Consider the following 24,452-nt stretch of genomic DNA (forward strand, 5'->3'; position numbering starts at 1 on the left):
TGAGCCATTACTAATCATCTCCCTCCTGCGTACAAATGTCCAAAGTATGCCCTGCCTGCAAGGTATAGGCATGAGACGACGCTTGAACCCATGAGAAGATACCTGAATATACTACCCTTGGCTGCTCTCCTACTGGTCGGATGCCAGACCCAGGACGGCTTTCAGATTCCCAATACGCAGCCCGACATACGGGGCAACATCACCAACATCAAAAAAACAAATTCCAAAAAGAAAGAAGGCGTGGCCGTTATACTGGTCGAGTCAGTGGAAGGTATGCAGACGAACCACACCAAGGCGACACTGCGCATAGATGCCAATACCCACATCGAGAATGTAGAAGGAGCCACATTGCGACTGGAGCATCTGCGCGAAGGACATTTAGTAGAGGCTTGGTTTGACGAGCAGGTCATGGAATCATTTCCGGTGCAGGCCCATGCCACTGCCATACGGGTAAGCCACTAACAGAACAGATGGAACAAAGCGAAGCAAGCTATACCTGGCACAAAGTATTTGATAGCGTGACTGAAGCCCGCGAGCAGGTGCCCCTCCGCAAACTCAAACAACTCGTGCTGGATGGACGGACTATTTGCTTTGCACATACTGCCTCCGGCTTTTTTGCGCTCGACGATGCGTGTCCGCACCTGGGATATGCGCTCAGTAAAGGTACTACGAACTATCTGGATGAAGTAGTATGCCCCTGGCACAGCTACAGGTATAATATGCAGAATGGGCGAGAGTGCGAGTTCCGCACACGCAAAGCAGTTCTCCACAGGGTGGAGCTAAGGGAAGAAGGTGTGTTTGTGGGAATAGAGCAGACAGCCTCTACTGCCTGAAAAGATGCTTTTTACCCCTCTATTGGGGCACTCCACTCAAATTAAGCGCATTTTTGCCGGCGAGGCGGCCAATTTGTTTACATTGCGAGGTGCAACCACCTGATGTTACCTCTATGGCACCCAGAATAATTCGACCCGAGATCTCACCAACTGCACCGATAGAGTTGCGTCATGCGATGGGTGATGTGTATGTCACTATCCAACATAAGGAAGAGTACATCGAGGCTAAATGGCAAGGGCACATAACTGCTGATAATGTTGTAAGCGCTTCACTTGCCTTTTTGGAACTCCTGAAAAGCAAGCGCTGCTCCAAGCTGCTCAACGACAAGTCAGATGTAACCGGCGACTGGCAGGAAGCAAATGACTGGCTTCAGTTTGAATGGCTGCCCCGCGCTATGGAAGCAGGCCTGCGGTTTATGGCGCATGTATACTCCTTTAATATGTTCAGTCAACTCGCGGCCCGTGAACTCCAGGAGCGCATTACACCTGAAGTCAGCATGAAAAGCTTTTACGAACGCCCCCTTGCGGAGGAATGGCTGCGAGAGCAGGATGACACTGCTGCCGACCGGCGGGCTGCAACGGCTTAGCGCACGTTAGCAGCTACCGCACTTGGCGCAACAGGTGTGATCAATACTGTGTCAAGCAGCACAGTCATTACAGGCTCTTCTATTTCCATATCGACAGTGCTGGCAACAGCAGCATCTACTGGTTGAGTGTTTTGAGTATTTGGTTGCAGTGCAAGACCGAAGCATGATACAGTGGCGGCGATTAAGAATAATACTTTCATGGCTTTATTATTTAATGGTTATCAATTAATTACTGTGACAAAGTTATTCTATAGTACTTTGTTATGCAAGGTACTGTTACTACAATTACTACTATTTTATACCAAGGGCCTTGAAATATCCGTGAAGGACCCAAAAAATCAGACGAACGGCCACAGTTTTTAAAGGCTAAAAAGAGCAATAATTACCAGGTATCGTTATATATTATTTACTCGCTATTGGCTTTACTGCAGATAATCACCCGTATTTATCCTTTCCCCAAAAATTAGCTTTAATTTTGCCTTCCGGCCTTTGCCACTTTGTTTGGCAGTCGGCTTTACAGGCAAGTATCAGACAGCTACAATGCAGGATTTAGAAGAAGTAGAGCAAATACAGAAAGAAGAGAAGGAAAGCGGATTCAAACGGGAGATCACCCTTTTCGACGCCATCATGATCGTAACCGGCGGTATGATCGGTTCCGGTATATTCATCGTGACAGCCGATATATCCAGGGCGGTCGTAAGTCCTGGCAACATGCTGCTGGTTTGGTTGCTTTCGGGCTTCCTGACCATGGTGGGTGCCATCAGCTATGGCGAACTGTCGTCTATGTTCCCCAAGGTAGGCGGGCAGTATGTATACCTGAAAGAGGCCTATAACAAGATGGTAGCCTTCCTCTATGGCTGGACGCTGTTTCTGGTAATTCAAACCGGTGTGATCGCAGCGGTGGCCGTGGCTTTCGCCCGTTTTACCGGGGTGCTCATCCCCTGGTTCAGCGAAGACAATGTCCTCTTCTCCCTGGCAGGATTTAACTTCACTTCCGTGCAGTTGCTGGCGATTGTGAGCATCCTATACCTGACGTATATCAACTCACGCGGCGTGAAGAGTGGCAAACTGATCCAGAACATCTTTGGCAGTACAAAACTGATCGCTTTGTTTGGTCTGATTCTGTTTGGTCTGCTGTTCGGCATCAACGACACGGCGGTGCAGGCCAACTTCTCTGATTTCTGGGGATCTGCTGCAGCGGCCACGGGGGCCAGCGAAGCGCCTCCGGTAGGTATGGCGCTGATCACGGCTATTGGCATTGCCATGGTAGGAGCCTTGTTCTCGGCTGACTCCTGGAATAACATCGGCTTTTCGGGCGATGAGATCGTGAACCCGAAGCGCACCATCGTGCTCAGCATGGTGATCGGCAGTGCCATTGTGATGGGCCTATACCTGATCATCAACCTGGTATACCTGCTCGTGCTCCCCCTCAACGGCGACCCTAACGCAACCGACGTGATAGGCCAGGGCATCAAGTACGCCTCCAACGACCGCGTAGCAACAGCAGTAGCCGAAGTGATCGGCGGGTACCCAGCTACGGTAGGCATCGCCATTCTGATCATGATCTCGACTTTTGGCTGTAACAACGGAGCCATCCTGTCAGGAGCGCGGGTATATTACGCCATTGCCAAAGACGGCCTGTTCTTTAAGAAGATGGGACATCTGAACAAAAACGGCGTACCGGCTGCGGCTCTGTGGCTACAGTGCATCTGGGCCTGCATGCTCTGCCTCTCCGGCACCTATAATGACCTGCTCGATTATGTGATCTTTGCAGTGATGCTCTTTTATATCATCACAGTGACTGGCGTGTTTGTGCTCCGCGTGCGCCGACCAGACCTGAAGCGTCCATACAAAGCATTCGGCTACCCAATTCTGCCAGCGCTTTATGTGCTGATTGCCTCGGGCATCTGTATCATCCTGCTTATTTACAAGCCGGTCTATACCTGGCCGGGCCTGATCATCGTGGCGCTAGGTATACCTGTTTATTATTTCTTCGGTAGTAAGTTTAAGAAGGAATCAGGTTTGTAGGGATAGCCATAAAGTATAATCGAAAAGCAGTCTGTCAGGTATGGCAGGCTGCTTTTTTGTATTGCTCAAAAATTAATTCCGCATTTAAGAATTCGAAAGCAACAATTTCATACTTTAGTACAAGCAATCACGCTTTATATCCTACCTATGCGTTTTAAGCTAAAAAATATAGCGATAGCAGCTGCTTTGGTAATCCTGGTCGCTTTTGCGCTGATGATTAGAGCCGATATACCTGCGGAAGAGCTGAAAGCCAGGTATACGACTGCTTCTTCCCGCTTTGTGCATATAGACGGGGCCGACCTGCACTTCCGCGACGAGGGAAAGGGCACACCGATCATACTGTTGCACGGGACGGCGGCCTCGCTTCAGACCTGGGATGGCTGGTCAGCAGAACTTAGCAAGCAGTACCGTGTGCTGCGGCTCGACCTGCCAGGCTTCGGCTTAACAGGCCCCAATGCCACTGGCTCCTATTCTATCGACTATTACAGCAACCTTCTCCTGCACTTTATGGACAGCCTGGGTATAGACCAGGCGCACATCGGGGGCAGCTCTTTAGGCGGACAGATTGCCTATGATTTTGCCGCCACGCATCCGGAGCGGGTGCAAAAGCTGATTCTGGTCTCTCCCACCGGCGTCACCAATGCGAACGACAAAAGCATCACGCTGCCTTTCCGAATGGCTCAGACACCGCTGCTTAAGCACTCGCTGAAACTTATGACGCCACGTTTTATCGTGGCGCAGAGCCTGAAGGAGGTATATGGCGATGATAGCAAGCTAAAAGCGGAAACGATCAGCCTGAGCCACGATCTGTTGTTGCGGAAGGGCAACCGAAGTGCTTTCGTGGACCGCCTTAATACGGTGGATAGTGACAACCTGCACAAGCTGGCAAAAGTGCAGGCACCTACCCTGATCTTGTGGGGTGAGGCCGATGCCTGGGTGCCGGTTGCCGATGCCAGTCGTTTTCAGCAAGGTATAAGCGGTGCTCAATTGAAGCTGTATGCGGGTGCGGGCCACATCCCCATGGAGGAGCAACCGCAGGAAACCGTACAGGATGTGCTATCGTTCCTACATCAGGAAGTCGCCCTGCGCGATTAGTAGAAAAGCCGTAGCTTTGCTGCTGTAACAGGCCAACGGCCGAAGAAATACAGCTGTATGAGCACCGTTTATTTTATCAGCGGCCTTGGAGCGGACGAGCGCATGTTTCAGTTTCTGCACCTTAAATGCAGCAAGGTATACGTGCGCTGGATCCAGCCTTACGAAGACGAGCCGCTGCATGACTATGCTGTACGGCTGGCAGAGCAGATCACCGAACCCAACCCGGTGTTGGTGGGCATGTCCTTTGGCGGTGTGGTGGCCATTGAGCTTTCCAAATTTCTAAACCCGCGCAAAACCGTCCTGATCTCCAGTATTGCCAGCAGCAAAATCCTGCCCTGGTACTACCGCCTGATGGGTTTCCTGCGATTGCACCGCATCATACCTGTCCCTTTACTAAAACGCTTCCATTTTGTGGGCCCGCTGCTGTTTGGTGCCAGCACCAAAGCCGAAAAAGCGCTGCTTAAACAGGTGATTCTCGAAACCGACCCGCACTTCCTGCGCTGGGCCGTTGGGCAACTGCTCAACTGGCACCAACCAGACCACTACGAAAACGCCGTGATGATCCACGGCACCGCCGACCGCATCCTACCCATGGGCACTTACCCGGGCATCATTAAGGTAAAAAGAGCCGGTCACCTGATGGTTTTGAGCCACGCTTCCGAGATAAGTGCTATCTTGGATAAGATTTTAGAAGATTGCGAAACATGACAACAGATAAAAAGAAATTCATCATCAGGACGCCCGACGGTCAAACAGCTGACCTGACCAATGCGACCACACTCCGCAGCAACAACCTCTACCCTTTCGGCCGCCACAACTACTCCATCTACAAGAGTCCGGAAGGCGTATTTGTGCGCGGCTATAACAGCGGCGAGCGCGAGATCATGCTGACCGGCTTTGAGATAATAGACGAGGCGACGGCCCGCAATTACAAACATACCTACACCCGCGAAGACGAGTAGCCATGGAGTTAAGCTTTTGGGAAAAGGAATCGTATTTCAGCCACGTGGATGTGCTGATCGTGGGCAGTGGCATCGTGGGCCTGAACGCGGCGCTCTACCTGAAAACACAACAACCTGCCCTGAAAGTAATGGTGGTGGAGCGCGGACTGCTGCCGACCGGAGCCAGTACCCGCAACGCCGGCTTCGCCTGTTTCGGCAGTCCCTCCGAGCTGCTCGACGACCTGAGCCACCACAGCGAAGAAGAGGTGTTTGCGCTGGTAGAGCGCCGCTGGCGTGGACTGCAGCGCCTGCGCCAGAATCTTGGCGACCAAGCCATTGACTTCCACCGCTGGGGCGGCTACGAATTGTTTGAGGAAAGCCAAAAGCCGCTCTACGAAGCCTGTTCTGAACAACTACCTTACCTGAATAAGCAGCTGCAGCAGGTGATTGGTGAGCAGAATGTATACCGTCTGGCAGATCACAAGATCAGTGAGTTCGGATTTAAGCAAGTAGCGCACCTTATCGAAAGCACGGCCGAAGGGCAGATTGACACGGGCAAAATGATACTGGCGCTCACCCAAAAAGTACAGGCTCTGGGTGTGATCGTGCTGAACGGACTGGAGATCGAAAGTCTGCAGGAAGAGAGCATAGGTATAACCGCCTTGACAAAACAAGGCATTGCTATATCTGCCCGTGCAGCACTGGTCGCGACTAACGGCTTTGCCCGCCAGTTGCTGCCTCAGTTGCAGGTGGCACCGGCTCGGGCGCAGGTGCTTATTACAAAGCCTATACCTGACTTGCGCTTCAAAGGCACTTTCCATTATGATCGCGGTTACTACTATTTCCGCAACATCGGCAATCGGGTGCTGTTTGGCGGAGGCCGCAACCTCGACTTCAAAACCGAAGAGACTACCGAAATGGGGCTGACAGAACTGGTGCAGAACAAACTTGACGAATTGTTGCGGGAAGTCATTCTGCCTGGCACGCCCTATGAAGTGGAGCAGCGCTGGAGCGGTATCATGGGCGTAGGTCCCGGCAAAACCACCATCGTGCAGCCGGTATCAGAGCATGTGTGCTGTGCCGTTCGTATGGGTGGCATGGGTGTGGCGATTGGTTCGCTGGTGGGTGAAGAAGGGGCCTCCTTGATTTTAGAAAGACTTTAACAAAACAGCGCCAAGCCGAATGAAAATAGCCGTCGTCACTAATACTACTTATAAAATAACCTTGTTAGCCTGGGTAATATTAAACACCGTGGCGGGGCTCTTTATGCTGGTTTTAGACTTTGACCTGATCACCTTGGCAAGCCTGGTTATCAATGGATATATTCTTTTCTGTTACTCTACTAAAAGCATCCATCTGAAGCGAGCTATAAAAGTAGGAGCCATTGTTTTATTAGCCGCTTCACTCCTTATGCTCTTACCAGTGCTTTCATTAGGGCTGCGCTACGGCATGGGTATGATCTGGGCATTTATTCCGTCACTGACGATCATGCCTTTGGTTGGTTTCTATTTGTATAAAGGATGTAATAAGCATATTCAGCTAATAGAGGTTGATGGAAAATCCATGCAGGTATAGCAGGCAACATTTCCTGAATGAGCACAAACAAAAAAGGTAAACTACTATCGGTTTACCTTTTTCAATTTCTATCGTCAGCGCGACTTACATTCGAATCCATTGAGTTGGGTTGGTTTGGTTAGGGAGCATCAGGTTTCTGGCGGCTTCTCGTTCCGCTCTGTAGAATTCCTGGTACTCTTCTTCGCTCATTTCCTCGCGAAGGGCAATATGAAACTTGGCCAGTTCAGGGTATAGCTGATTGCGTTCCTGGCGCTCCTGCGGACTGTCTCTGTTAAAATCGTAAAAGGATCTTACAAAATTTTTCATGATTAAATATTTGATTTAAAGTGAGTTGGAAAACAGTTTTACTCCCATGCTACTTCTAAAGTTGTCTATATTCAAAAGCAATTTTCCACAATTAGCCCTCAGTACCAGCAAACCCATAAAAGCCTGCTGCAGGAGCTAACAATAGAAAAGGCCCCACCAATCAGCGGGGCCTTTTATTCAGAATATCAAATACTTATATACTCGGATCTGATAATAATGTGCATCAGAAAGAGAAACTGCGCTACTGCCCCAGGTGCTTAAAGTAAAGCCCGGTTGCTACTAGCAACAGTTTAGTTAGCTCCGGAATGTCACGGGCAACGGAAATCTGACCTTTTGTTATGCTCAAGCTACCTTGCTCGAAATGCATCAGGATGTTGCCAGCTTCGTCCAATAGGTCTCTGCTGTTGTCTAATGACTTACCCTGAAAAGTAAACTGCTCCCCTGTGACCAAGGTAGTCGTGGTTTTACCAAAGCCAGAGGTTTTGCTCATACCGATCACTTCATCTTTGAAATGAATCGTGACGTCATGCTCAAGCCAGCCTTGCCTTTGGAAGTAAAGGTTGATGCGCTCCGAACTGAAGTCGGCGTCGTTGCTGGTCCAGCCTCTGAAGGCAAGCTCCCCAACTGGCCCGTCTTCTCCGCTCACGCTATACCTTCGTGAAGCTAAATTCTCCTGTTTCCAATGCAGCAACTCCATACCTGTTATTTTAAGCCAAGCACATCCACGCCCTGCTCAAACACCACATCCACCGGAATGTTGTTGCGGCTGAGACGGTCGAGGTCGGCCTGCAGTTCGGCACTTATCTGCCCCTGCTCGTTCAGTAGCTTGCCCACGCCCGCGTAGTCACCATTGCCTTGCAGCGTCAGGATCAGCTCCGACAGTTTGTCCATCGCCTCGCCCATCTTCACATAGTTCACTCGGTACTTACCTGTCTGGGCATCGCGCTCAAAGGCTCCGTTCTCTTTAAAGAAGTTGAAGCGCACCATGTTGGCTTTGCCGTGGGCACTGGCCGCTCCGAAGCGCACTGAACGGAAGATGCCGGCCATGAAGGTGGTATAGTAATCTTCCAGGCTGCCGCTCACCTCACCTCTTTTATGCAGCTGCGTGATCATGTAAAGGCCCAGGATGTCTGCTTTGCCTTCCTCCAGCGCCGAGCCATGCTCCTTCAGGGCCTCACGTACGGTGCCTTTGCCGTTGATGGTGTTTTTGATACCTAGTCCGTGCGCCACCTCGTGGAACATCGTGTTGGCAAAGAAGGCATCGAAGGTGATATGCTGCTTCTGGTCATCGGCGATCAGCTCGTCGGCGATCGGGAGCATAATCTTGTCGAACTTGGCTTGCATCGCATTTTTGAGCTGTAGACGGCGCGTGCCTTTTTTCAGCTGTACCTCCTCGTCATTGGGCAGGTTAATGGCGATTGTTTTGCTGCCTGCGTTGCAGTCGCCGGCATAGTATACTACATCATAGGCGTTCAGGTCAGAGTCGGTGCCGGGTGTTTCTTTCTTGTAGTTGGCAGGCACCGGCAAGCCGCGCTGCAGTTCTGGCAGGAAGGCCGCATACTTCTCGAGGCGCTTGCTCCAGTCCATGTCCTTGATGAGCACATAAGCCTCGTGCGCTGCCTTGTAACCGAACAACTTGTCTTCGTACGTCTCAATCGGACCGATCACCACGTCGATGCGGTTGTTTTTCATATCCATCCAGGCCAGGTCGCTTGGCTGGTAGTTATCGTTGAGGAGGGCGTCCGCACGCAGGGTCAGGTATTTTTTCAGCCCCGGCTCCTCGGCTAGGCCAGCTGCTTGGCGCAGCAGGTCAGAAGCACGCTTCACCTGTTCTTTGAACTGCACATGATAAGGCACCGTGATCAGGTTACCATTGGCATCGCGACGGAGGAAGGTATACTGGCTGGATTTGTCTTTCAGGTTCGCTTTTTCAAACTCCTCCTTCGTCATATCCTGCGGGTAGAAATTCGCCGCATCCGGCTTCGGTCCCACGCCAGGTATAAAAGGCTCGTTATTGTTCAGGCGGTCCCAGGGGCCATAATTAATCATCACAAATTGGCGTGCGGCATCGTCTGTCAGCGCATTCATCAGAGAGTCCCTCTTACCATAAGCTTCGTACCAGAACAACTCGTCCATGATGTTACCGGCCTCGATCAGCAGGGGTATCATCTGGCGCTCATTTTCGCTCAGGCCAGTCAGGTCTGCTGTCAGGCGCACAGTGGTGTACATGCCCAGCTTCTGCTGCAGGTCAGTGGCTGCTGCATCGGTCTGAACCGTTTCGGCCGTCTGAGCCTCGTTAGTGGTACTGCCAGAACAGGCAGCCGTTATGGCGGCAACGGCTGAGGCTAGTAAGAGATGGCGTGATTTCATGTTTTATAAGGTTAGTTTTTTCAAGTTGAATAGTAAATATAGGAAAGCAGCTTATCAAAAATAAGCGGATCAATAACTTGCAGCAAAAAAGAATCAATGATATTGGTTTGCCGAGCACAAAACCTCTTCCTGTATTAAGTATAAAAATCAATCCGATAGCTCACAAAAAATTAAGGCTTAGGCCGAGGTTTATACTGCCATCCAGGACGCCACTCCAACTATACCTATCTCCATTTTGCAAAATGAATTTTAGATGTTTTCCGCTCTAAATTCAATTGATGCAACTACTTAAGTCCATCATAAATAATAATAAAAATAGCCTAAATTCAACAGTAAACACATTTATTGTTATTATTCCACATAAAAACATAACTTAATCACTTGTATATTAGTAGTCCATTATAAACTAATACTTGGATATGCTAACACTTACAAAACCCAAGAGTCCCCGAATCAAGTATAGGAAGAAAGCTAAAATCGCTGTCACGAAACAGCAAGATACTTCCCATTTTGAGCAGGAAGAGTTAACGTTCAGAAGGCACATTTCCTGGGGCGCAATTGGCATATCCGCCGCTCTTTGCCTGCTAATGCTGTACATGTTTGATGCGTCAGGCTGGTTCTTGGGTTTGATTGAAAAATAATAGTTTATTCCGACTTCAAAAAGGTTTAAAAAAAGCCGCTACCCTTATCAGAGCAGCGGCTTTACCTATCTAATTTGTTTCTATTGGCCTAGAACAGACCGAACAGCTCGCTGTTGATACGTTCAATGATGCTTCCCAAATCCTCGGGATTAGCCACAAAGTCCATGTTGTTCACATCGATCACCAGCAGTTTCCCCTGATCATAAGTGCTCATCCAGTTATTGTAATGCTCGTTGAGGTTGCGCAGGTAATTGATGCTGATGTTGTTCTCGTAGTCACGGTTACGCTTTTCGATTTGACCGATCAGTTTAGGCAAGTCAGCCTTCAAATAGATCATCAGATCAGGTGCTTTTACCATGCTGATCATGGACTGAAACAGGGCGAAGTAGTTCTCATAATCGCGCGTGGTCATCAAGCCTGACTGGTGCAGGTTCTTCGCGAAAATAAAGGCATCCTCATAAATAGTGCGGTCCTGAATCACATGCCCATCTTTGGACTGAATCTGCTGCACCTGACCGAAACGGCTGTTCAGAAAGAACACCTGCAAATGGAAGGCCCAACGCTCCATGTCTTCATAAAAGTCCTTCAGGTAAGGATTATTCTCTACTGCCTCCAGGTATAGCTCCCACTTAAAATGCTGGGAAAGTTTAGTGGCCAGGGTGGTTTTGCCGGCGCCAATATTGCCGACGATCGCAATGTGCATGGTAATGGTGTAATAGTTGAAAAAACCGACTGCAAATTACGGCTTTTTCGGTCATGCCCCAGCCTAATTCCTCCCCCCAGCTCCTGTTTTTTTTAATGCTTGTGCTTACCAACAATTCGCTTCCGCCTTATCTAATTAACCCATAACTACTTAGCTTCCTCACACTATAAATTTCGCCTACGATACGTCTACTGCTAGCTAAATAATTACACGCCATCTCTATCACTGCTTAATAAACTTTATACTTCCCTGTCAGGAGGCAATACACGGAGCACACGCATAACTACTGCATCGCAGCGCTTGCTGCCGAACTCAAATACATCTCCAACGATCGACAGCTTGAAAAGACTTTCCTTGAGCATCGACTTTGCCCGGTGCAAACGCACCTTTACGTTGCTTTCAGAAAGATCAAGACATTGAGCAATGTCATGAATGGACATATCTTCCATTTCTCGGAGTGTGTACACGATCTTATACTTTTCAGGTATGCTATCGATGGCGCTTTCCACCAGTTGTTTAACTTCCTGCCGGATAGCGGCCTGCTCAGGGTTTGCGGCATTCATCTGGCTTAAGAGGGAAGATAAGCCCTCCGGCTGGTCAAGCAGGTACGTGGCAGAAGACAGCTTTTTCTTTTCCCGCAGCCTTGCCAATGCCTTGTTAATCCCGATCCGGATGAGCCAGGTAGAGAACATGGCATCGCTGCGGAACTGCGCCAGCTTTTCGAAAGCTTTCATGTAGGTCTCCTGCATCACGTCTTCCACCTCCTGTTCCTGCTTCAGGTAACTCCTGATCACCCGGTAGAGCTTCTGGTTGTGGCGGCGCATGAGGAGCTCATACAGTGATACATCCCCGTCGAGCACTCTCTCCACCACTGCTACATCACTGAGTGCCGCTTTTTCGGTTGCTGTTATCTGTTTCATGATCTTATAGGTATGATACATACAGTAGATGCATTCCAGACCAATTAGTTACATTCTTTTGTAACGATTTCCACTTATAATCATCTAACTATCAGAAACAAACAAAATATAAAAACTAAAACGGAGGAAATCATCATGGAAACATTTGCATCACCAACAGGTGCGCATCGAGCTGAGCGCCCGGCGTATGACCGCATCGCTACGGTCACCGCTTTAACAAAATACACTTATGCACTAGTGCCTATTCTGGCGGGCCTAGACAAATTCCTGCACCTGCTCACTGACTGGAACAAATACCTGGCTCCGGTTGTCGCCGATATCCTGCCCTTCAGCACGGGCACTTTCATGAGTGTAGTGGGTATCATTGAGATTATAGCGGGCGTGCTTGTGCTCATAAAACCAAAGATAGGAGCCATGGTGGTCGGCCTGTGGCTGGTAGGCATCGCCATCAACCTATTGTTAACGGGCGAATACTACGATATTGCTGTCCGTGACCTGGTTATGGCTGTAGGTGCTTTCTCGCTATTCCTGCTTATTCCTGAAGAGGATAAAGCCTAGCCTGGCACAAGGGGCCGTTTATACCTGGTCTGTCTAACCCTTGTGCTCTTACGGTCGTTTATTGATTAATGTGCGTGTATCAGTTGGGAAACAGCGTGAAGGAGTCATGCACAGGTTTAATAAATTACCAACATCTTATTTAAAAGCTATGACAAAAGGACACAATCAAGATCGCAACAAGTCCGAAAACAAACCGGAAGCCAAGCACAAAGGCGGACAGGAAGGACACCGCAGCCTGAGCGATCAGCAGAAAGACAAAAGCCCTAACCAGGGCCGCAACGACAAAAAAGACCAGTCTGGCGGCACCAAAGGCCAGAATGCCATTTAACAGTATGTATTAAACTGAAAATAGCCGGGGCGTGTAGTGATTACTGCACGCTCCGGCTATTTTCATGTTAGCCATTCTACTGGAGGCTATACCTACCGTTGCTCCCGCATCTGGTTGTACCTGTCCTTAGCGTCGCGGCTCTTGCGCAGGGTGTTAAATTCTAATTGCAAAGCAGCTACCTTCATTTTATCGCTATTATTCATCTGACTGAGCACCTGCTGCTTGCGGTCGCTGAGTAGCAGGTATACGTGCTCGGCGTAGTCCCAGTCGCGGAGGCTCCAGTCGGTGCGCTGTGCCCGCACGTTTTCCATGAACCTGATAAAAGTGCCGCGCAGCTGGCTGGCTTTTAGCTGGCCGATCTTATTTGTGCCGGCCAGGCGGCGCTCCCAGGCAGCGGCGGTCTCACGGTTCAGGGGGTCGCCATAGCGTTCCTCCTTCTCCGCCTCCCACTCGTTGTAACGGGTTTTGAGCTCCCCGTACTCCTGCTTCGAAGCTTCACTCATTTGGCCGCTATTCCGGTCCAGGCTTTGGGTGCGGGTCCTGAACTCCTGCTTGATCACGGGCCATTCAGCCCTTGTTATACTGTCACCCTGGCTAACTCTCTTGTTCATCCAGGTACGGAAATCTTCCAGGTCCTGCTCCAGCTTTGACTTGGTTTGTGCCTGGGCACCCAGCGTGCTCAGCACTGTCACTAGCATCAGGGCTGCAACAAATAACTTCTTCATAGGTTGGTTTTACTTAATCAATCATTCTTCTAACACTTCTCTCCCAATAAATATTATGCCAGAATATTCTAAAGTACCTATATTTTTAAACCATGCCGTATACCTGCACCAGGTATAACAGCTCGTTCACTATCTTTTTGCAGCCACTTACGTTTAAAGCAAAGACAGGTATTTCGCCTGCACTGCACCTGGGATTGTGCCACACACGTTCTTCCCCTATCCATACAAAAAACTTATATGCGCAAAACAAGGGACAACTTCCACGAAACCGTTGTTTCTATACCTAACCGGGACGAGATCATTCTGAGCGCCGAGCAGTTTCCGTTCAAGACCACGCTCAGCCTGTCGCCGCTTGTGACCTACTGGGAAAACAAGATCGAGACTGACCCGAACTGCAACGTGGCCCGTGTAAACGAGCTGGCCGGTCTGCTGCGCAAAAACCCCGAGCTGCTGGAGCCGATCGAGGACGTTTCTATTATTGATAAATACATTGATACCGTTGACATTCTAATGGAGGATATTTTCCCGAGCGCACTCTGGGAGAATGACCTGCGAGCAACAGTGCTGCCCTTTCACTTCGATAGTTTTTATGCCACTCCCCGCCTGGAGGAGCTCGACCTGCTGGGAGGCGGCAACTATACCCAAAAACTAAATGTCGATCTCAAGACCCTGCTTTTCCGCCAGACACTATCGGCTTATACCCTGATTCTTGAGAAGTTCTACAATGCTAACTTCATGGTGGATGAGCCCTTTATCTTCAGCATCAAGGACAAGTTCACCAAACTGGACCGGCACTACAAGCTGATCATCGACCTGAAGTTTATGAAAGTGAAGGCCAAAGGTCCGATCAAAAAGCTAAGCACACAGGAAATCAACTTTCTAATAAACCGCTACAATGACCTGGACCTCTGGATGCAGAAGCTACCGCCTGAGAACTATGAGTTCAGCGGCTTTGCCATCTGTGACTTTACGGACGTAACTAACGAGGAAACCATTTCCTCGCTGCGCTACGACCTGCTCGATCAGGACTCTGTGACTACACAGGAGGGTTTTGAGAGTCTGCAGCAGAAGCTTCGGGTACTTTTCAGTCTGCCGGGCCTACGGCTGGGGCTGGCCTCCTTCCCTGCCCTGCAGGAGTTTGACACTAACTACGCCCGCAAAACCTGGAACGGCCTGGTGCTTACCAAGAGCTCTCCTATTAAGCTGGAAGACCTTATCGACTCGATTTATGCACCGGTACTGGCCAAAGGCAACACCATTGTAGTAGATGACCTGGAGCAGCTCGACGAGCCGGGCAGACTGGAGCAGGAGCTTATCAAAACCGGCATACGCAACCTGATCATCGCGCCGCTGCACTATGAAGGCAAAACGATCGGGATGCTGGAACTGGCCTCTCCTATACCTGGCGAACTGAATGCGCTTTCTACGATCAAACTCAAAGAGATTCTGCCGCTTTTTGCACTGGCCCTGAACCGGATGCTGGAAGAACTGCGCAGCAGTATTCAGAATATTATCAAAGAGAAGTATACCGCTATCCACCCGATTGTGGAGTGGCGCTTCACGCAGGCAGCCATTAACCTCCTCGACAAGATGGAGCGTAACGTACCGGCTGAGATAGAGCCGATCGTGTTCCGGGACATCTATCCGCTCTATGGCGCATCGGATATCCGCAGCTCGGCAACCGAGCGCAACAAAGCCATACAAGGCGATTTGCTTGACCAACTGGTGCTGGCCAAAGAAGTGATACTGGCGGCCAAAGACAACCTGCCACTCTCTATCCTAGACGAGCTGGTATATAAGATAGACAAGTACTCCCAGCACCTGGTACATGAACTGAGCTCCGGCGATGAGGCGACGGTACTGGAATTTTTGCGCACCGAGATTGAGCCACTCTTCAATCATTTCGGCCACAAATACCCTTCTACCCAAAAGGCCATCGAGGCTTACCGCAAGGCGACCAACAACCCCAACGGCGTCGTGTATAACAAGCGACGTGCGTATGAGGAGAGCCTGTACCTGATCAACGACACGATATCCAGCTTCCTGGACCGCGAAGAGGAAAAGGCGCAGCAGATCTTTCCGCACTACTTTGAGAAGTATAAGACGGATGGACTGGAGTATAACATCTATATCGGGGCATCGCTGTTGAACAGCGGCCACTTTGAGGAGCTATACCTGAAGAATATGCGCCTCTGGCAGCTGATGCTTACCTGCGAGATTGCCCGTCGCATACACAAGCTGCGCGCTAACCTGAAACTGCCACTCGAGATCACACAGCTGATCCTGGTGCACAGCAGCCCGATCTGTATCCGCTTCCGGCTGGACGAGAAAAAGTTTGACGTGGAAGGCGCCGACAACATCCGTTACGAGATCATCAAGAAGCGTATTGACAAGGCCACATTGCGCGGCACAGACGAGCGCCTTACCCAGCCCGGCAAGGTCGCCATCGTGTATACACAACCCCGCGAAGCGCAGGAGTACCGCCGCTACATCGATTTCCTGCAGGCCGAGGGCTACATTGAGCCTGTGGTGGAAGACCTGGAAATTGAGGACCTACAGGGGGTGCAGGGGTTGAAAGCGCTCCGCATATCCATCAATTTCCAGGAGCAGCTGCGCCACGATATCGATGCCGGAGACGAGCTTTTGCAGATTGCCCAAACGGCTGCCCTCAACTAAAATTGCACTTTTATACAAAACGCAACTTTTTTATAAATTCTACAAACTACACAAACAGCTAAATATCAGTTATTTAAACTTAAATTAGATTTGTAAAATTCTACCAATCACAGGCCCCTCTGTAATTTTCTCTACATCGGTGCAATTATTTTAAAGGAAAGGGCGTTTTACCTGAGACTGCCGGGGAAGCGCCCTGTGCTGTTTATTTATTTTCACTTTTCAACTTTTAGCCAAATGAAATTGAAAAACAGTTTTTTACCTGCCATGCTTGTATTTGGCGTGGTAGCACTATCATCTTGCGAAAAAAATGATCACGAAGAGTCTGCACAGCCTACTTTTGACCAGGGTGCACTATCTCATGTGATGCTGGACTCTGCTGAAGTTACTTCTTTTAAAGTAGCAGGTAAGCAGCTAAGCCAGGTAAACCACTACAACCAGGAATCCGGTGAAGTAGAGAGCTTCGACAAGTATGAGCGTGACAACAAGGGCCGCCTGATCAAGAGCACAACCTACGGTGGCAAAAGCCAGACTGTGCTGACAGAGCAGCATTTCACTTACAGTGACAAAGGCGAGTTGAGCAAATCAGTAGCTACTTACTTTGTGGGTGGCAAGCCGGAGTATCAGAACTACACCACGTATTCTTATGATGCTGCCAATAAGCTGAGCAAGAAGTCAATTTACGAAGGCACTGAGGAGAAGGGCAAACTGAAGTCTTTCACGACTTATCAGGCAATGCCAAACGGCAACTATGCGCAGGAGAAGCAGTTTGTGATTGACGGTACTGGAGAAGCTAAGCTATACGCTACCACTACTAACTCTTACGATTCTAATCCTAATCCACTGCACGCGTTTGCAGAGCCAGGTGCTGCCAGCAGTCCGAACAACCTGATGCGCTCTTCTATGGAGGTGCACAACAGCAAGAAGACTTTCACGCGTTCTTACTCTTACAAGTATGACGACAGCGGAATGCCGATCAGCCAGACGGTGACGTTGCCAAACGGTAAGTCTCAAACATTCAACTACGTGTACAGCAACTAATGCTGAAGCGTAATTAGAGTCACAGCCCCCGGCCATCAATGTCCGGGGGCTGTGGTGTTTATGGCTAGTGCCTGCTGCAAACCAGTATCTGGTAATTGTGCCGCAAAAAAGCTATATTTGTTATTGTACTAAACACAAGACAATGGCGAAGACAAAAATAACGGTGAACAACAATGGCTCACTCAGAGTAGAGGGTGAGTTTGAGATCGTGGACAAGCACGGCAATGTATACGGACTCGGTGGTCGGGAACTCGTTTCGATCTGCCGTTGCGGCATGTCTAAGAACAAACCATTCTGCGACGGCTCCCACAAAGGACACTTTGAGCACGAAGCGGAAGCCTTTGACCTTCCACCTAAGAAGCAGTAAACACAGCCTGACCTAACACCACCTGTATACCATGGCAGAGCGCCTGATTACCGTTGCCACCTTCAGCCAACCCACTGAAGCCCACATTCTGAAAGGCCGCCTTGAGGCGGAGGGTATCCTCTGCTTTTTGGGGGACGAGCAAATTATAGCAGCGCAGCCTTTCTACTCACTGGCAGTGGGTGGCGTGAAACTGCAGGTGACGGAAGGTGACGTGGAAGAGGCGCTCGAACTGTTGGGCCGGATAGAGCGCGGCACCAGCGAGTACATCATCGACGACAACATTGAACTGGCACCTCCTGCTCAGGTATACCTGGATACTGAGTCCTGCCCGATATGTGAGTCAAAAAACATCTCTGCAAGGGGATTTTTCGGTGCGGTGCTAGGCATTACGCTGCCCTTCGTCAGTAAGCGCTATGGGTGCCACGACTGCGGCTATACCTGGAAAGAAAAGTAAAAAGCGCCCCATGGGGCGCTTTTTTTATACCTGTCGGGCAAGTAATGTCTTACTTCAGGCTGTTTACTAACTGCACGTACTGTGCACGGGCATCCTCCTGGCTGGTACCTTCCAGGTTTTTCCAGGCGTCCCATTTCGCTATGTTTTTGAAATCAAACCCTCCCGGACGCTCGGTGTTCACATCGCCTTCAGTAGCCTGCTTGTACAAGCTGTAGAGTTGCAGCAGAACATTATTGGACGGACGCTCCGTGAGTTCCTTCGACTGGGCCACTGCCTGCTCAAATTCTTCTTGTGTTGCCATAGTATGTCAGATGATTGTTTTAGGTACTGACAAGGTATAAAAAAATACGCTGCATGCATAACTTTTATTTAAATTTATAGTGTCGTATTTTTTCTTATTTTTATACCCTGTACAACAGATACTCCCTATGAAAAAAGCACAACACAACACAGCAGCTCCGGCCCTTCTGCTTTCGGCCTGTCTGCTGGCAGGCACAGCCTGCAGCACGACGCAACAGAGCACCGCGACAGAGACAGCTACGACCGAGCAAACGGCTGAGAGCACGGTAACCGCCAATCAGCCGCAACCGCCTGTCGCAGCCCAAAAGCCGAAAGAGCTCACAGCACACGGCCACACCCGCATCGACAACTACTATTGGCTAAACGAGCGTGAAAATCCGGAAGTAATCGCCTACCTGAACGCAGAGAACGACTACACCAAGCAGGTGATGGCCGACACGGAAGCACTGCAGGAGAAACTCTTTAACGAGATTGTGGGGCGCATCAAGCAAACGGATGAGTCAGTGCCTTACAAAAAGAACGGCTACTTCTACTATACCCGATTCGAAGCTGGCAAAGAGTATCCGATTTACGCCCGCAAGAAGGGCAGCCTCGACGCCAAAGAGGAAATCATGATCAATGCCAATGAGCGTGCCGAGGGCAAGAGCTACTACTCAGCTGCCGGCATGAATGTAAGCCCTGATAATCGTCTGCTGGCTTTTGGCGAGGACACCGTGAGTCGCCGCCAGTATACCATCCGCTTTAAAAATCTGCAAACAGGCGAAATATTGCCTGACCGTATACCTAACACCACCGGTGGCGCTGTATGGGCCAACGATAACAAGACCGTGTTCTATACCATGAAAGATCCGGCACTCCGTTCTTTCAAAATCTTCCGCCATACCCTGGGCACACCTACCTCGCAGGACAAAGAGGTATACCACGAAGCCGACGAGACCTTCAGCACTTTTGTATATAAAACCAAATCCGAGAAATACATCATCATCGGCTCGGGCAGCACCCTGTCGCAGGAGTACCGTTTTGTGGACGCCGCCAACCCAACTGCCAGTTTCAAGATCATTCAGCCACGGGAGCGCGGACTGGAGTACAGTGTAGACCACTTCGGCGACAGCTTCTACATCCGCACCAACAAGGATGGCGCAACCAACTTTAAACTGATGAAGACACCGGTTGGCAAAACGACCAAGCAGAACTGGACAGAGGTGATCCCGCATCGCGCAGACACGTACCTGGAAGGCACCGAGATCTTCAAGGACTACCTAGTACTGCAGGAACGTAAGAATGGCCTGACCCAACTGCGCATCAAAAAATGGAATGACCCCAAAACAGACTACTATGTGGACTTCGGGGAAGAAGCCTACACTGCTGGTATCAGCATCAATCCTGATTTCGACAGCAAGGTACTGCGCTACGGCTATAGCTCCCTCACCACGCCGAGCTCCACCTTCGATTACAACATGGAGACAAAGCAGAAGACACTGCTAAAAGAACAGGAAGTGGTGGGTGATTTTGATAAGAACAATTACGAAGCCAAGCGCATCTACGCCACTGCCAAAGACGGCACCAAAATTCCGGTGTCGCTGGTTTACCGCAAAGGTCTGCAGCTCGACGGCAACAACCCAACTCTGCAGTACGCTTACGGCTCCTATGGCATCAGCATGAACCCCGGTTTCAGTTCTGTGCGCCTCAGCCTGCTCGACCGTGGTTTTGTGTATGCCATTGCGCACATCCGGGGTGGTCAGGAAATGGGCCGCCAGTGGTATGAAGACGGCAAGCTGATGAAAAAGAAAAACACTTTCACAGACTTTATTGATGTGTCAGAATACCTGATCGAGCAAGGCTATACCAACCCAGATAAGCTGTTCGCGCAGGGTGGTAGTGCCGGTGGTCTGCTGATGGGCGCTGTCGTGAACATGCGTCCGGATCTCTACAAAGGTGTACACGCAGCCGTACCGTTTGTGGATGTAGTTACCACCATGCTCGACACCAGCATCCCGCTCACCACCGGCGAGTTTGACGAGTGGGGAAATCCAGCAAATAAAGATGCCTATGACTACATGCTCTCTTACTCACCTTATGACAATGTGGAGGCTAAGGAGTATCCGAATATGCTCGTTACAACTGGTCTGCACGACTCGCAGGTACAGTATTTTGAACCGGCCAAGTGGGTTGCGAAGTTGAGAGAGATGAAGACAGATGATAACCTGCTCCTCCTCCAAACAAACATGGAGGCTGGTCACGGCGGCGCATCCGGTCGCTTCCAGCCATACCGCGAAACAGCCCTGCAATACGCTTTCTTCCTGAAGCTGGCGGGGGTTAATGAGTAATGAAAAGTGAGTAATGATTAATAAGAAATAAATAAAGAATTCAGATTTAAATAGAAAAGCCCGCTGCATTTAGCCTTGCAGCGGGCTTCTTGTTTTGTAGCTGTCATTTCGCCCTGGAGGTAGGGGCCACTACTGTTTGCAACCTGTGAAAGAAATGTTTTCTGGCTATTAAGGCTGAATACAGGAAGCAAAACTGTCCCCTTGAGGGGACCATAGGGGTGTAAAAGGCTGCTGTTTTGCTATTTGATTTCTGCTCTGAATGGTCTTCGGCCTATAAAACACTCCTGTTTACCTACAGTCCCAATCTTCGAACTCGCCTTTTCGTTTGTCCTTAAGGGGACAGTATTATTTGGCAAAATCTTGCTTTAAATCTTTGCAGACCCTTATTAGCATCTTTCGAACAATAGTGGGTAAGGGCCCTCTATTTGGGTGAAATCTGGAATAGTACTCCTATTCTGAAAAGATCCAGATCTCTCCTGTCGTCGAGATGACAGAAAAGTCGAGAGGATAGGTATAACTCAGCTGAAAGTGCGGTTGGTAATTGTGAAAAAAACTAACTCACCTTCACCACGATCTTACCGAACTGCTTGCCAGCTTCCATGTAGCGCATGGCCTGTTCGGTTTCTTCCAGCGGGAACACGATATCCACTACAGGTTTCACTTTCTTCTCTTCCACAAAAGCGATCATTTCAGCGAAGTCCTGGTTGGTGCCCATCGTGCTGCCGTGTATGGCAAGTTGCTTCCAGAATATTTCAGCTGGGTTTATCTGCCCGATCATGCCCGTGGTACCACCATAGATCCCGATGCGGCCACCTGGCTTGGCCAGCTTTACAAGTTGTACAAAGCCTTCGCCTGCAGCTCCGTCAATGCTCACGTCGAATCCACCTACTTCAGCCTTCAGCTCCTTGCCCCAATTCTCTTTTTTATAATTAATGCCGCCAGTCGCACCCAGCTCTTTGGCTTTTTCGATTTTCTCGTCGGATCCAGATGTCACCCATACCTCTGCTCCCGCCGCTACGGCAAACTGCATGGCAAACAACGCCACACCGCCACCTGCACCCGTGATCAGTACCCGCTCACCGGCTTTGAGTCCGCACTTGGTAAACATAGCACGATAGGCCGTCACACCTGCCAGCGGCAGCGCTGCCGCTTCCTCAAAACTCAGATGTGCTGGTTTGCGGTGCAGGTTTGAAGCTTTCACTTTCACGAAATCGGCAAAAGCGCCATCCTGTGGCATACCCAGCACTTGGTACTCCTTGCTGTGGACATGCGGGTTGTCGCCCCAGTCTGTTGAAGGGTCAATCACAACCTCTTGCCCTACCCAGCTTTGGTCCACACCCTCCCCTACTTCCGTCACGATACCGGCACCGTCCGATCCTAAGATGGCTGGGTATTCTTTGGTGAAATAACGGCCGTACTGTATCCAGACGTCGCGGTGGTTCAGAGCGGCGGCTTTCACCTGCACAATGGCTTCACCGGGACCGGCAATGGGCGTTTCTTTCTCTATCAGCACAAATGGACTGTTGATAGCTTCGAGGTAGATGGCTCTCATAGTATTTGGTTTAAGGTATATGTACAAAGTTAAAACTTCTGCTTTAAGCTGAAAACCTGCCGGGGCAGGCATTGGCTTTTTATACGGGAGCGCCTATCTTCGTTGTCCACACAGTAACATCACAGCGCATGAAAAGCAAGTTTAGTATACAGGAAGCAACCACTGCCGATATACCTACCATTCACCGTTTAGCCGAAGCCATCTGGGAGCCTACCTACCGGTCTATACTTTCGCGGGAGCAGATTGACTATATGTTTGGAGTGATCTATACCCATGAAGCCCTCGAGCGACAAATGAAGGAGAACCAGACCTTTATTATACTGTACGACGGTGCTGAACCTATAGGCTTTGCGGCATATTCCCTTAAGGAGTCCGATGGACCGGTTTACAAGCTCAACAAGATATACCTACTCCTATCCCGGCAGGGTGAGGGACTGGGCAAGCAGCTGCTTGATGCAGTAGAAGAGCGTGTCGGGAAAGCCGGCGCCCGCTACCTGGACCTGAATGTGAATAAATACAACAAAGCAAAAGCTTTTTATGAGCGTTGCGGCTACTACGTGCACCTCGAAGAAGACATTCCGATCGGCCCTTACTGGATGAATGATTATGTGATGCGTAAACAATTGCCATAAAAAAAACGGGCAGCCTCGCAGCTGCCCGTTTCAATTCACCTTAATTAACGATTCGGATTATTTGATCGCGATTGGATCTGGATTTCCGTCTGGGTCGTTTTTCACGGTGCCGCTAGTCTTAATTGGTCCGTGCAGCAAAAGACCCGCTACGTGCGGAGATGCCATAGAAGTACCACTGATCGTATTATAGCCACCACCTTTCCAGGTAGAGTTGATGCTCACACCAGGTGCGCATACGTCCACTGGCGGGTTGCCATAGTTAGAGAAGCTGGCCCATGAGTCAGAAGAGTTCATGGCAGACACCGTGTAGATGTTGGCATGGTTAGCACGGGCTGGAGATGAGTTGTTAGCGTGCGTAGACTCGTTACCGGCAGCAAGCGCAAACTTGATACCTCTGCTAGCCGCAGCTACTACTGCATCGTCAAGCGCCTGAGAAACCGGACCGCCCAAGCTCATGTTGGCTACGTCGCCGGACTTACCAGCAGATGCTACATAGTCAACACCGCCAATTACGCCAGAGTAAGAACCGCTACCACGCGAGTCAAGTACTTTCACGGCAACAACAGTGGCGCCGTGCGCTACACCGATCACACCAATTGAGTTATTAAGAGCAGCAATAGTACCAGCTACGTGCGTACCGTGGCCGTTGCCATCGTCAGCAGAGCTGGCATCTTTACCTGAAGTAAAGAAAGTTCTGCTGCGGTTAACATCTACGTTCAAGTCTGGGTGGTCTAAGTCGATACCAGAGTCAATTACCCAGGCAGTTTTTCCAGTAGCATCACCATAGCCTACACGTGCAATACCGTATGGTACAGTTTGGCCTGTAGAGCCACCGCCACCACCTGGTCCTTTACCTGAAGGAGGTGCCAGCATGACAATTCTGTCTGGCTCGATGTAAGCCACACGGCTATCGCGGCGAAGCGCATCCACCTGGTCATCGGTTAGTCTTGCAGCCATACCCAGGATCGCCTGGCCGTAAGCCTGCTCAATAGTTGCGTTGGCAATACCATTAGACGCAAGTAGCTCCTGCCCCATTTCGCGCACCGCGCCTACACGCTCAGCATAGATAGCAGTACCATCCAGACGCAGGTTGGCATCTTTCTTAAATACAACAATGTACTGTCCCTTGATAATAGCTCCATTCTGGGTAGAGGTCTGCAAATTCTCTGCTACTTCAGTGGCTTCAGGAGCCTCAGAGTCGCAAGAAGTGAATGAAACTGCGGCAGTAGAGAGAGCTGCCCCAAATAGTACAGAACGCAGTACGTTCTTAACGCGTAAGGTGTTTTTCATACTTGTAAAATAGTTAGGTTAGTTAAAGTTTTAAGGTTTATTATAAGGATAGTGAAAGCCAAACTATTAAATAGGAATTTTATATCCAAATAAAAGTATAATTTTTTTAAATGTTATTTTCTAAAATGCACTTGACACTATCTCCAGGCTGCACGTTGTTGCAACATCCAAATTGCACTGAAATCAGGGCCTAATTTCTTGTATAC

At 49.8% G+C, this 24,452-nt stretch carries 27 protein-coding genes; 17 read left to right on the forward strand and 10 right to left on the reverse strand.

Annotation, left to right across the window (positions count from 1 at the left end; all coding sequences use genetic code 11):
• Positions 1–90 precede the first annotated feature (90 nt).
• The 3 genes from Q1A54_RS09270 to Q1A54_RS09280 all read left to right on the forward strand — a co-directional run bounded on the left by Q1A54_RS09270 (position 91) and on the right by Q1A54_RS09280 (position 1,420).
• A complete protein-coding gene (locus Q1A54_RS09270) occupies positions 91–462 on the forward strand; it encodes a DUF3221 domain-containing protein (RefSeq protein ID WP_299986991.1) in 372 nt (123 codons plus the stop codon).
• Positions 463–470: 8 nt separating this feature from the next.
• Complete coding sequence (locus Q1A54_RS09275) at positions 471–833, forward strand: Rieske 2Fe-2S domain-containing protein (protein WP_076422185.1); 363 nt, start codon at positions 471–473, stop codon at positions 831–833.
• Between the two features lie 113 nt (positions 834–946).
• Complete coding sequence (locus Q1A54_RS09280; protein ID WP_299986994.1) at positions 947–1,420, forward strand: hypothetical protein; 474 nt, start codon at positions 947–949, stop codon at positions 1,418–1,420.
• On the opposite strand, the gene Q1A54_RS09285 is transcribed toward Q1A54_RS09280, so the two are convergent.
• Positions 1,417–1,620, reverse strand: a complete 204-nt coding sequence (locus tag Q1A54_RS09285) for a hypothetical protein (protein ID WP_299986996.1) — start codon at positions 1,618–1,620, stop codon at positions 1,417–1,419. The genes Q1A54_RS09280 and Q1A54_RS09285 overlap by 4 nt on opposite strands.
• A 340-nt stretch (positions 1,621–1,960) precedes the next feature.
• On the opposite strand from Q1A54_RS09285, the gene Q1A54_RS09290 reads away from it, so the two are divergent.
• From Q1A54_RS09290 to Q1A54_RS09315, 6 genes are all read left to right on the forward strand, one after another.
• Positions 1,961–3,448, forward strand: coding sequence for an amino acid permease (locus Q1A54_RS09290; RefSeq protein WP_196118538.1), 1,488 nt, complete (start codon positions 1,961–1,963; stop codon positions 3,446–3,448).
• A gap of 147 nt (positions 3,449–3,595) precedes the next feature.
• Entirely contained in the window at positions 3,596–4,543 is a 948-nt protein-coding gene (locus Q1A54_RS09295) for an alpha/beta hydrolase (RefSeq protein WP_299986999.1), read from the forward strand.
• A 57-nt stretch (positions 4,544–4,600) separates the two neighbouring features.
• Positions 4,601–5,251: an alpha/beta hydrolase gene (locus Q1A54_RS09300; protein WP_299987001.1), complete on the forward strand. Its 651-nt coding sequence runs from the start codon at positions 4,601–4,603 to the stop codon at positions 5,249–5,251.
• Complete coding sequence (locus Q1A54_RS09305) at positions 5,248–5,505, forward strand: hypothetical protein (RefSeq protein WP_299987003.1); 258 nt, start codon at positions 5,248–5,250, stop codon at positions 5,503–5,505. The genes Q1A54_RS09300 and Q1A54_RS09305 overlap by 4 nt, the downstream gene beginning before the upstream one ends.
• 2 nt (positions 5,506–5,507) lie before the next feature.
• Entirely contained in the window at positions 5,508–6,647 is a 1,140-nt protein-coding gene (locus tag Q1A54_RS09310; protein ID WP_299987005.1) for an FAD-dependent oxidoreductase, read from the forward strand.
• Positions 6,648–6,666: 19 nt separating this feature from the next.
• Positions 6,667–7,059 (forward strand): hypothetical protein, encoded by a 393-nt coding sequence (locus Q1A54_RS09315; protein WP_299987007.1) that lies wholly within the window; start codon positions 6,667–6,669, stop codon positions 7,057–7,059.
• 84 nt (positions 7,060–7,143) lie between these two features.
• Here Q1A54_RS09315 and Q1A54_RS09320 read toward each other — a convergent pair whose 3' ends face one another.
• The 5 genes from Q1A54_RS09320 to Q1A54_RS09340 form a co-directional block, all read right to left on the reverse strand.
• A complete protein-coding gene (locus tag Q1A54_RS09320; protein ID WP_299987009.1) occupies positions 7,144–7,365 on the reverse strand; it encodes a hypothetical protein in 222 nt (73 codons plus the stop codon).
• Between the two features lie 241 nt (positions 7,366–7,606).
• Positions 7,607–8,062, reverse strand: coding sequence for a hypothetical protein (locus Q1A54_RS09325; RefSeq protein ID WP_196118519.1), 456 nt, complete (start codon positions 8,060–8,062; stop codon positions 7,607–7,609).
• A 5-nt stretch (positions 8,063–8,067) separates the two neighbouring features.
• On the reverse strand, positions 8,068–9,735 hold the full coding sequence (locus tag Q1A54_RS09330) for a Zn-dependent hydrolase (RefSeq protein WP_299987011.1): 1,668 nt from the start codon (positions 9,733–9,735) through the stop codon (positions 8,068–8,070).
• A 729-nt stretch (positions 9,736–10,464) separates the two neighbouring features.
• On the reverse strand, positions 10,465–11,079 hold the full coding sequence (locus Q1A54_RS09335; protein ID WP_299987013.1) for a deoxynucleoside kinase: 615 nt from the start codon (positions 11,077–11,079) through the stop codon (positions 10,465–10,467).
• Positions 11,080–11,318: 239 nt separating this feature from the next.
• Positions 11,319–11,999, reverse strand: coding sequence for an RNA polymerase sigma factor (locus Q1A54_RS09340; RefSeq protein WP_299987015.1), 681 nt, complete (start codon positions 11,997–11,999; stop codon positions 11,319–11,321).
• A 135-nt stretch (positions 12,000–12,134) separates the two neighbouring features.
• On the opposite strand from Q1A54_RS09340, the gene Q1A54_RS09345 reads away from it, so the two are divergent.
• Together Q1A54_RS09345 and Q1A54_RS09350 are read left to right on the forward strand one after the other, a co-directional pair.
• A complete protein-coding gene (locus Q1A54_RS09345) occupies positions 12,135–12,557 on the forward strand; it encodes a tRNA (5-methylaminomethyl-2-thiouridylate)-methyltransferase (RefSeq protein ID WP_299987017.1) in 423 nt (140 codons plus the stop codon).
• Between the two features lie 148 nt (positions 12,558–12,705).
• Positions 12,706–12,885 carry a hypothetical protein gene (locus Q1A54_RS09350; protein ID WP_007658968.1) on the forward strand — a complete coding sequence of 60 codons (180 nt, stop codon included), beginning with the start codon at positions 12,706–12,708 and terminating at the stop codon, positions 12,883–12,885.
• Positions 12,886–12,977: 92 nt separating this feature from the next.
• Here the strand turns inward: Q1A54_RS09350 and Q1A54_RS09355 are convergent, their stop codons facing one another.
• A complete protein-coding gene (locus Q1A54_RS09355; protein ID WP_299987018.1) occupies positions 12,978–13,610 on the reverse strand; it encodes a hypothetical protein in 633 nt (210 codons plus the stop codon).
• Positions 13,611–13,847: 237 nt separating this feature from the next.
• Between Q1A54_RS09355 and Q1A54_RS09360 the strand changes: the two genes are divergently transcribed.
• From Q1A54_RS09360 to Q1A54_RS09375, 4 genes are all read left to right on the forward strand, one after another.
• Entirely contained in the window at positions 13,848–16,286 is a 2,439-nt protein-coding gene (locus tag Q1A54_RS09360; protein WP_299987020.1) for a GAF domain-containing protein, read from the forward strand.
• 234 nt (positions 16,287–16,520) lie between these two features.
• Positions 16,521–17,324 (forward strand): hypothetical protein, encoded by an 804-nt coding sequence (locus Q1A54_RS09365; protein WP_299987022.1) that lies wholly within the window; start codon positions 16,521–16,523, stop codon positions 17,322–17,324.
• Between the two features lie 142 nt (positions 17,325–17,466).
• A complete protein-coding gene (locus Q1A54_RS09370) occupies positions 17,467–17,691 on the forward strand; it encodes a CDGSH iron-sulfur domain-containing protein (protein ID WP_007653429.1) in 225 nt (74 codons plus the stop codon).
• Between the two features lie 31 nt (positions 17,692–17,722).
• The gene (locus tag Q1A54_RS09375; protein ID WP_007653427.1) at positions 17,723–18,145 is read left to right on the forward strand and encodes a DUF2007 domain-containing protein; all 423 of its coding nucleotides are present in this window, start codon (positions 17,723–17,725) and stop codon (positions 18,143–18,145) included.
• A gap of 49 nt (positions 18,146–18,194) precedes the next feature.
• Here Q1A54_RS09375 and Q1A54_RS09380 read toward each other — a convergent pair whose 3' ends face one another.
• Positions 18,195–18,446, reverse strand: a complete 252-nt coding sequence (locus Q1A54_RS09380; RefSeq protein WP_196118493.1) for an acyl-CoA-binding protein — start codon at positions 18,444–18,446, stop codon at positions 18,195–18,197.
• Positions 18,447–18,573: 127 nt separating this feature from the next.
• Between Q1A54_RS09380 and Q1A54_RS09385 the strand changes: the two genes are divergently transcribed.
• A complete protein-coding gene (locus tag Q1A54_RS09385; protein WP_299987025.1) occupies positions 18,574–20,772 on the forward strand; it encodes a S9 family peptidase in 2,199 nt (732 codons plus the stop codon).
• A gap of 553 nt (positions 20,773–21,325) precedes the next feature.
• Here Q1A54_RS09385 and Q1A54_RS09390 read toward each other — a convergent pair.
• Positions 21,326–22,324, reverse strand: coding sequence for a zinc-binding dehydrogenase (locus tag Q1A54_RS09390; RefSeq protein ID WP_299987026.1), 999 nt, complete (start codon positions 22,322–22,324; stop codon positions 21,326–21,328).
• A 128-nt stretch (positions 22,325–22,452) separates the two neighbouring features.
• Here Q1A54_RS09390 and Q1A54_RS09395 point away from each other — a divergent pair, with 128 nt between their 5' ends.
• The gene (locus Q1A54_RS09395) at positions 22,453–22,956 is read left to right on the forward strand and encodes a GNAT family N-acetyltransferase (protein ID WP_299987027.1); all 504 of its coding nucleotides are present in this window, start codon (positions 22,453–22,455) and stop codon (positions 22,954–22,956) included.
• A gap of 57 nt (positions 22,957–23,013) precedes the next feature.
• Here Q1A54_RS09395 and Q1A54_RS09400 read toward each other — a convergent pair whose 3' ends face one another.
• Entirely contained in the window at positions 23,014–24,246 is a 1,233-nt protein-coding gene (locus tag Q1A54_RS09400) for a S8 family serine peptidase (RefSeq protein WP_299987029.1), read from the reverse strand.
• Positions 24,247–24,452: the final 206 nt, after the last annotated feature.

The sequence above is a fragment of the uncultured Pontibacter sp. genome (genome assembly GCF_947502515.1).
In the GTDB taxonomy this organism is placed as follows: domain Bacteria; phylum Bacteroidota; class Bacteroidia; order Cytophagales; family Hymenobacteraceae; genus Pontibacter.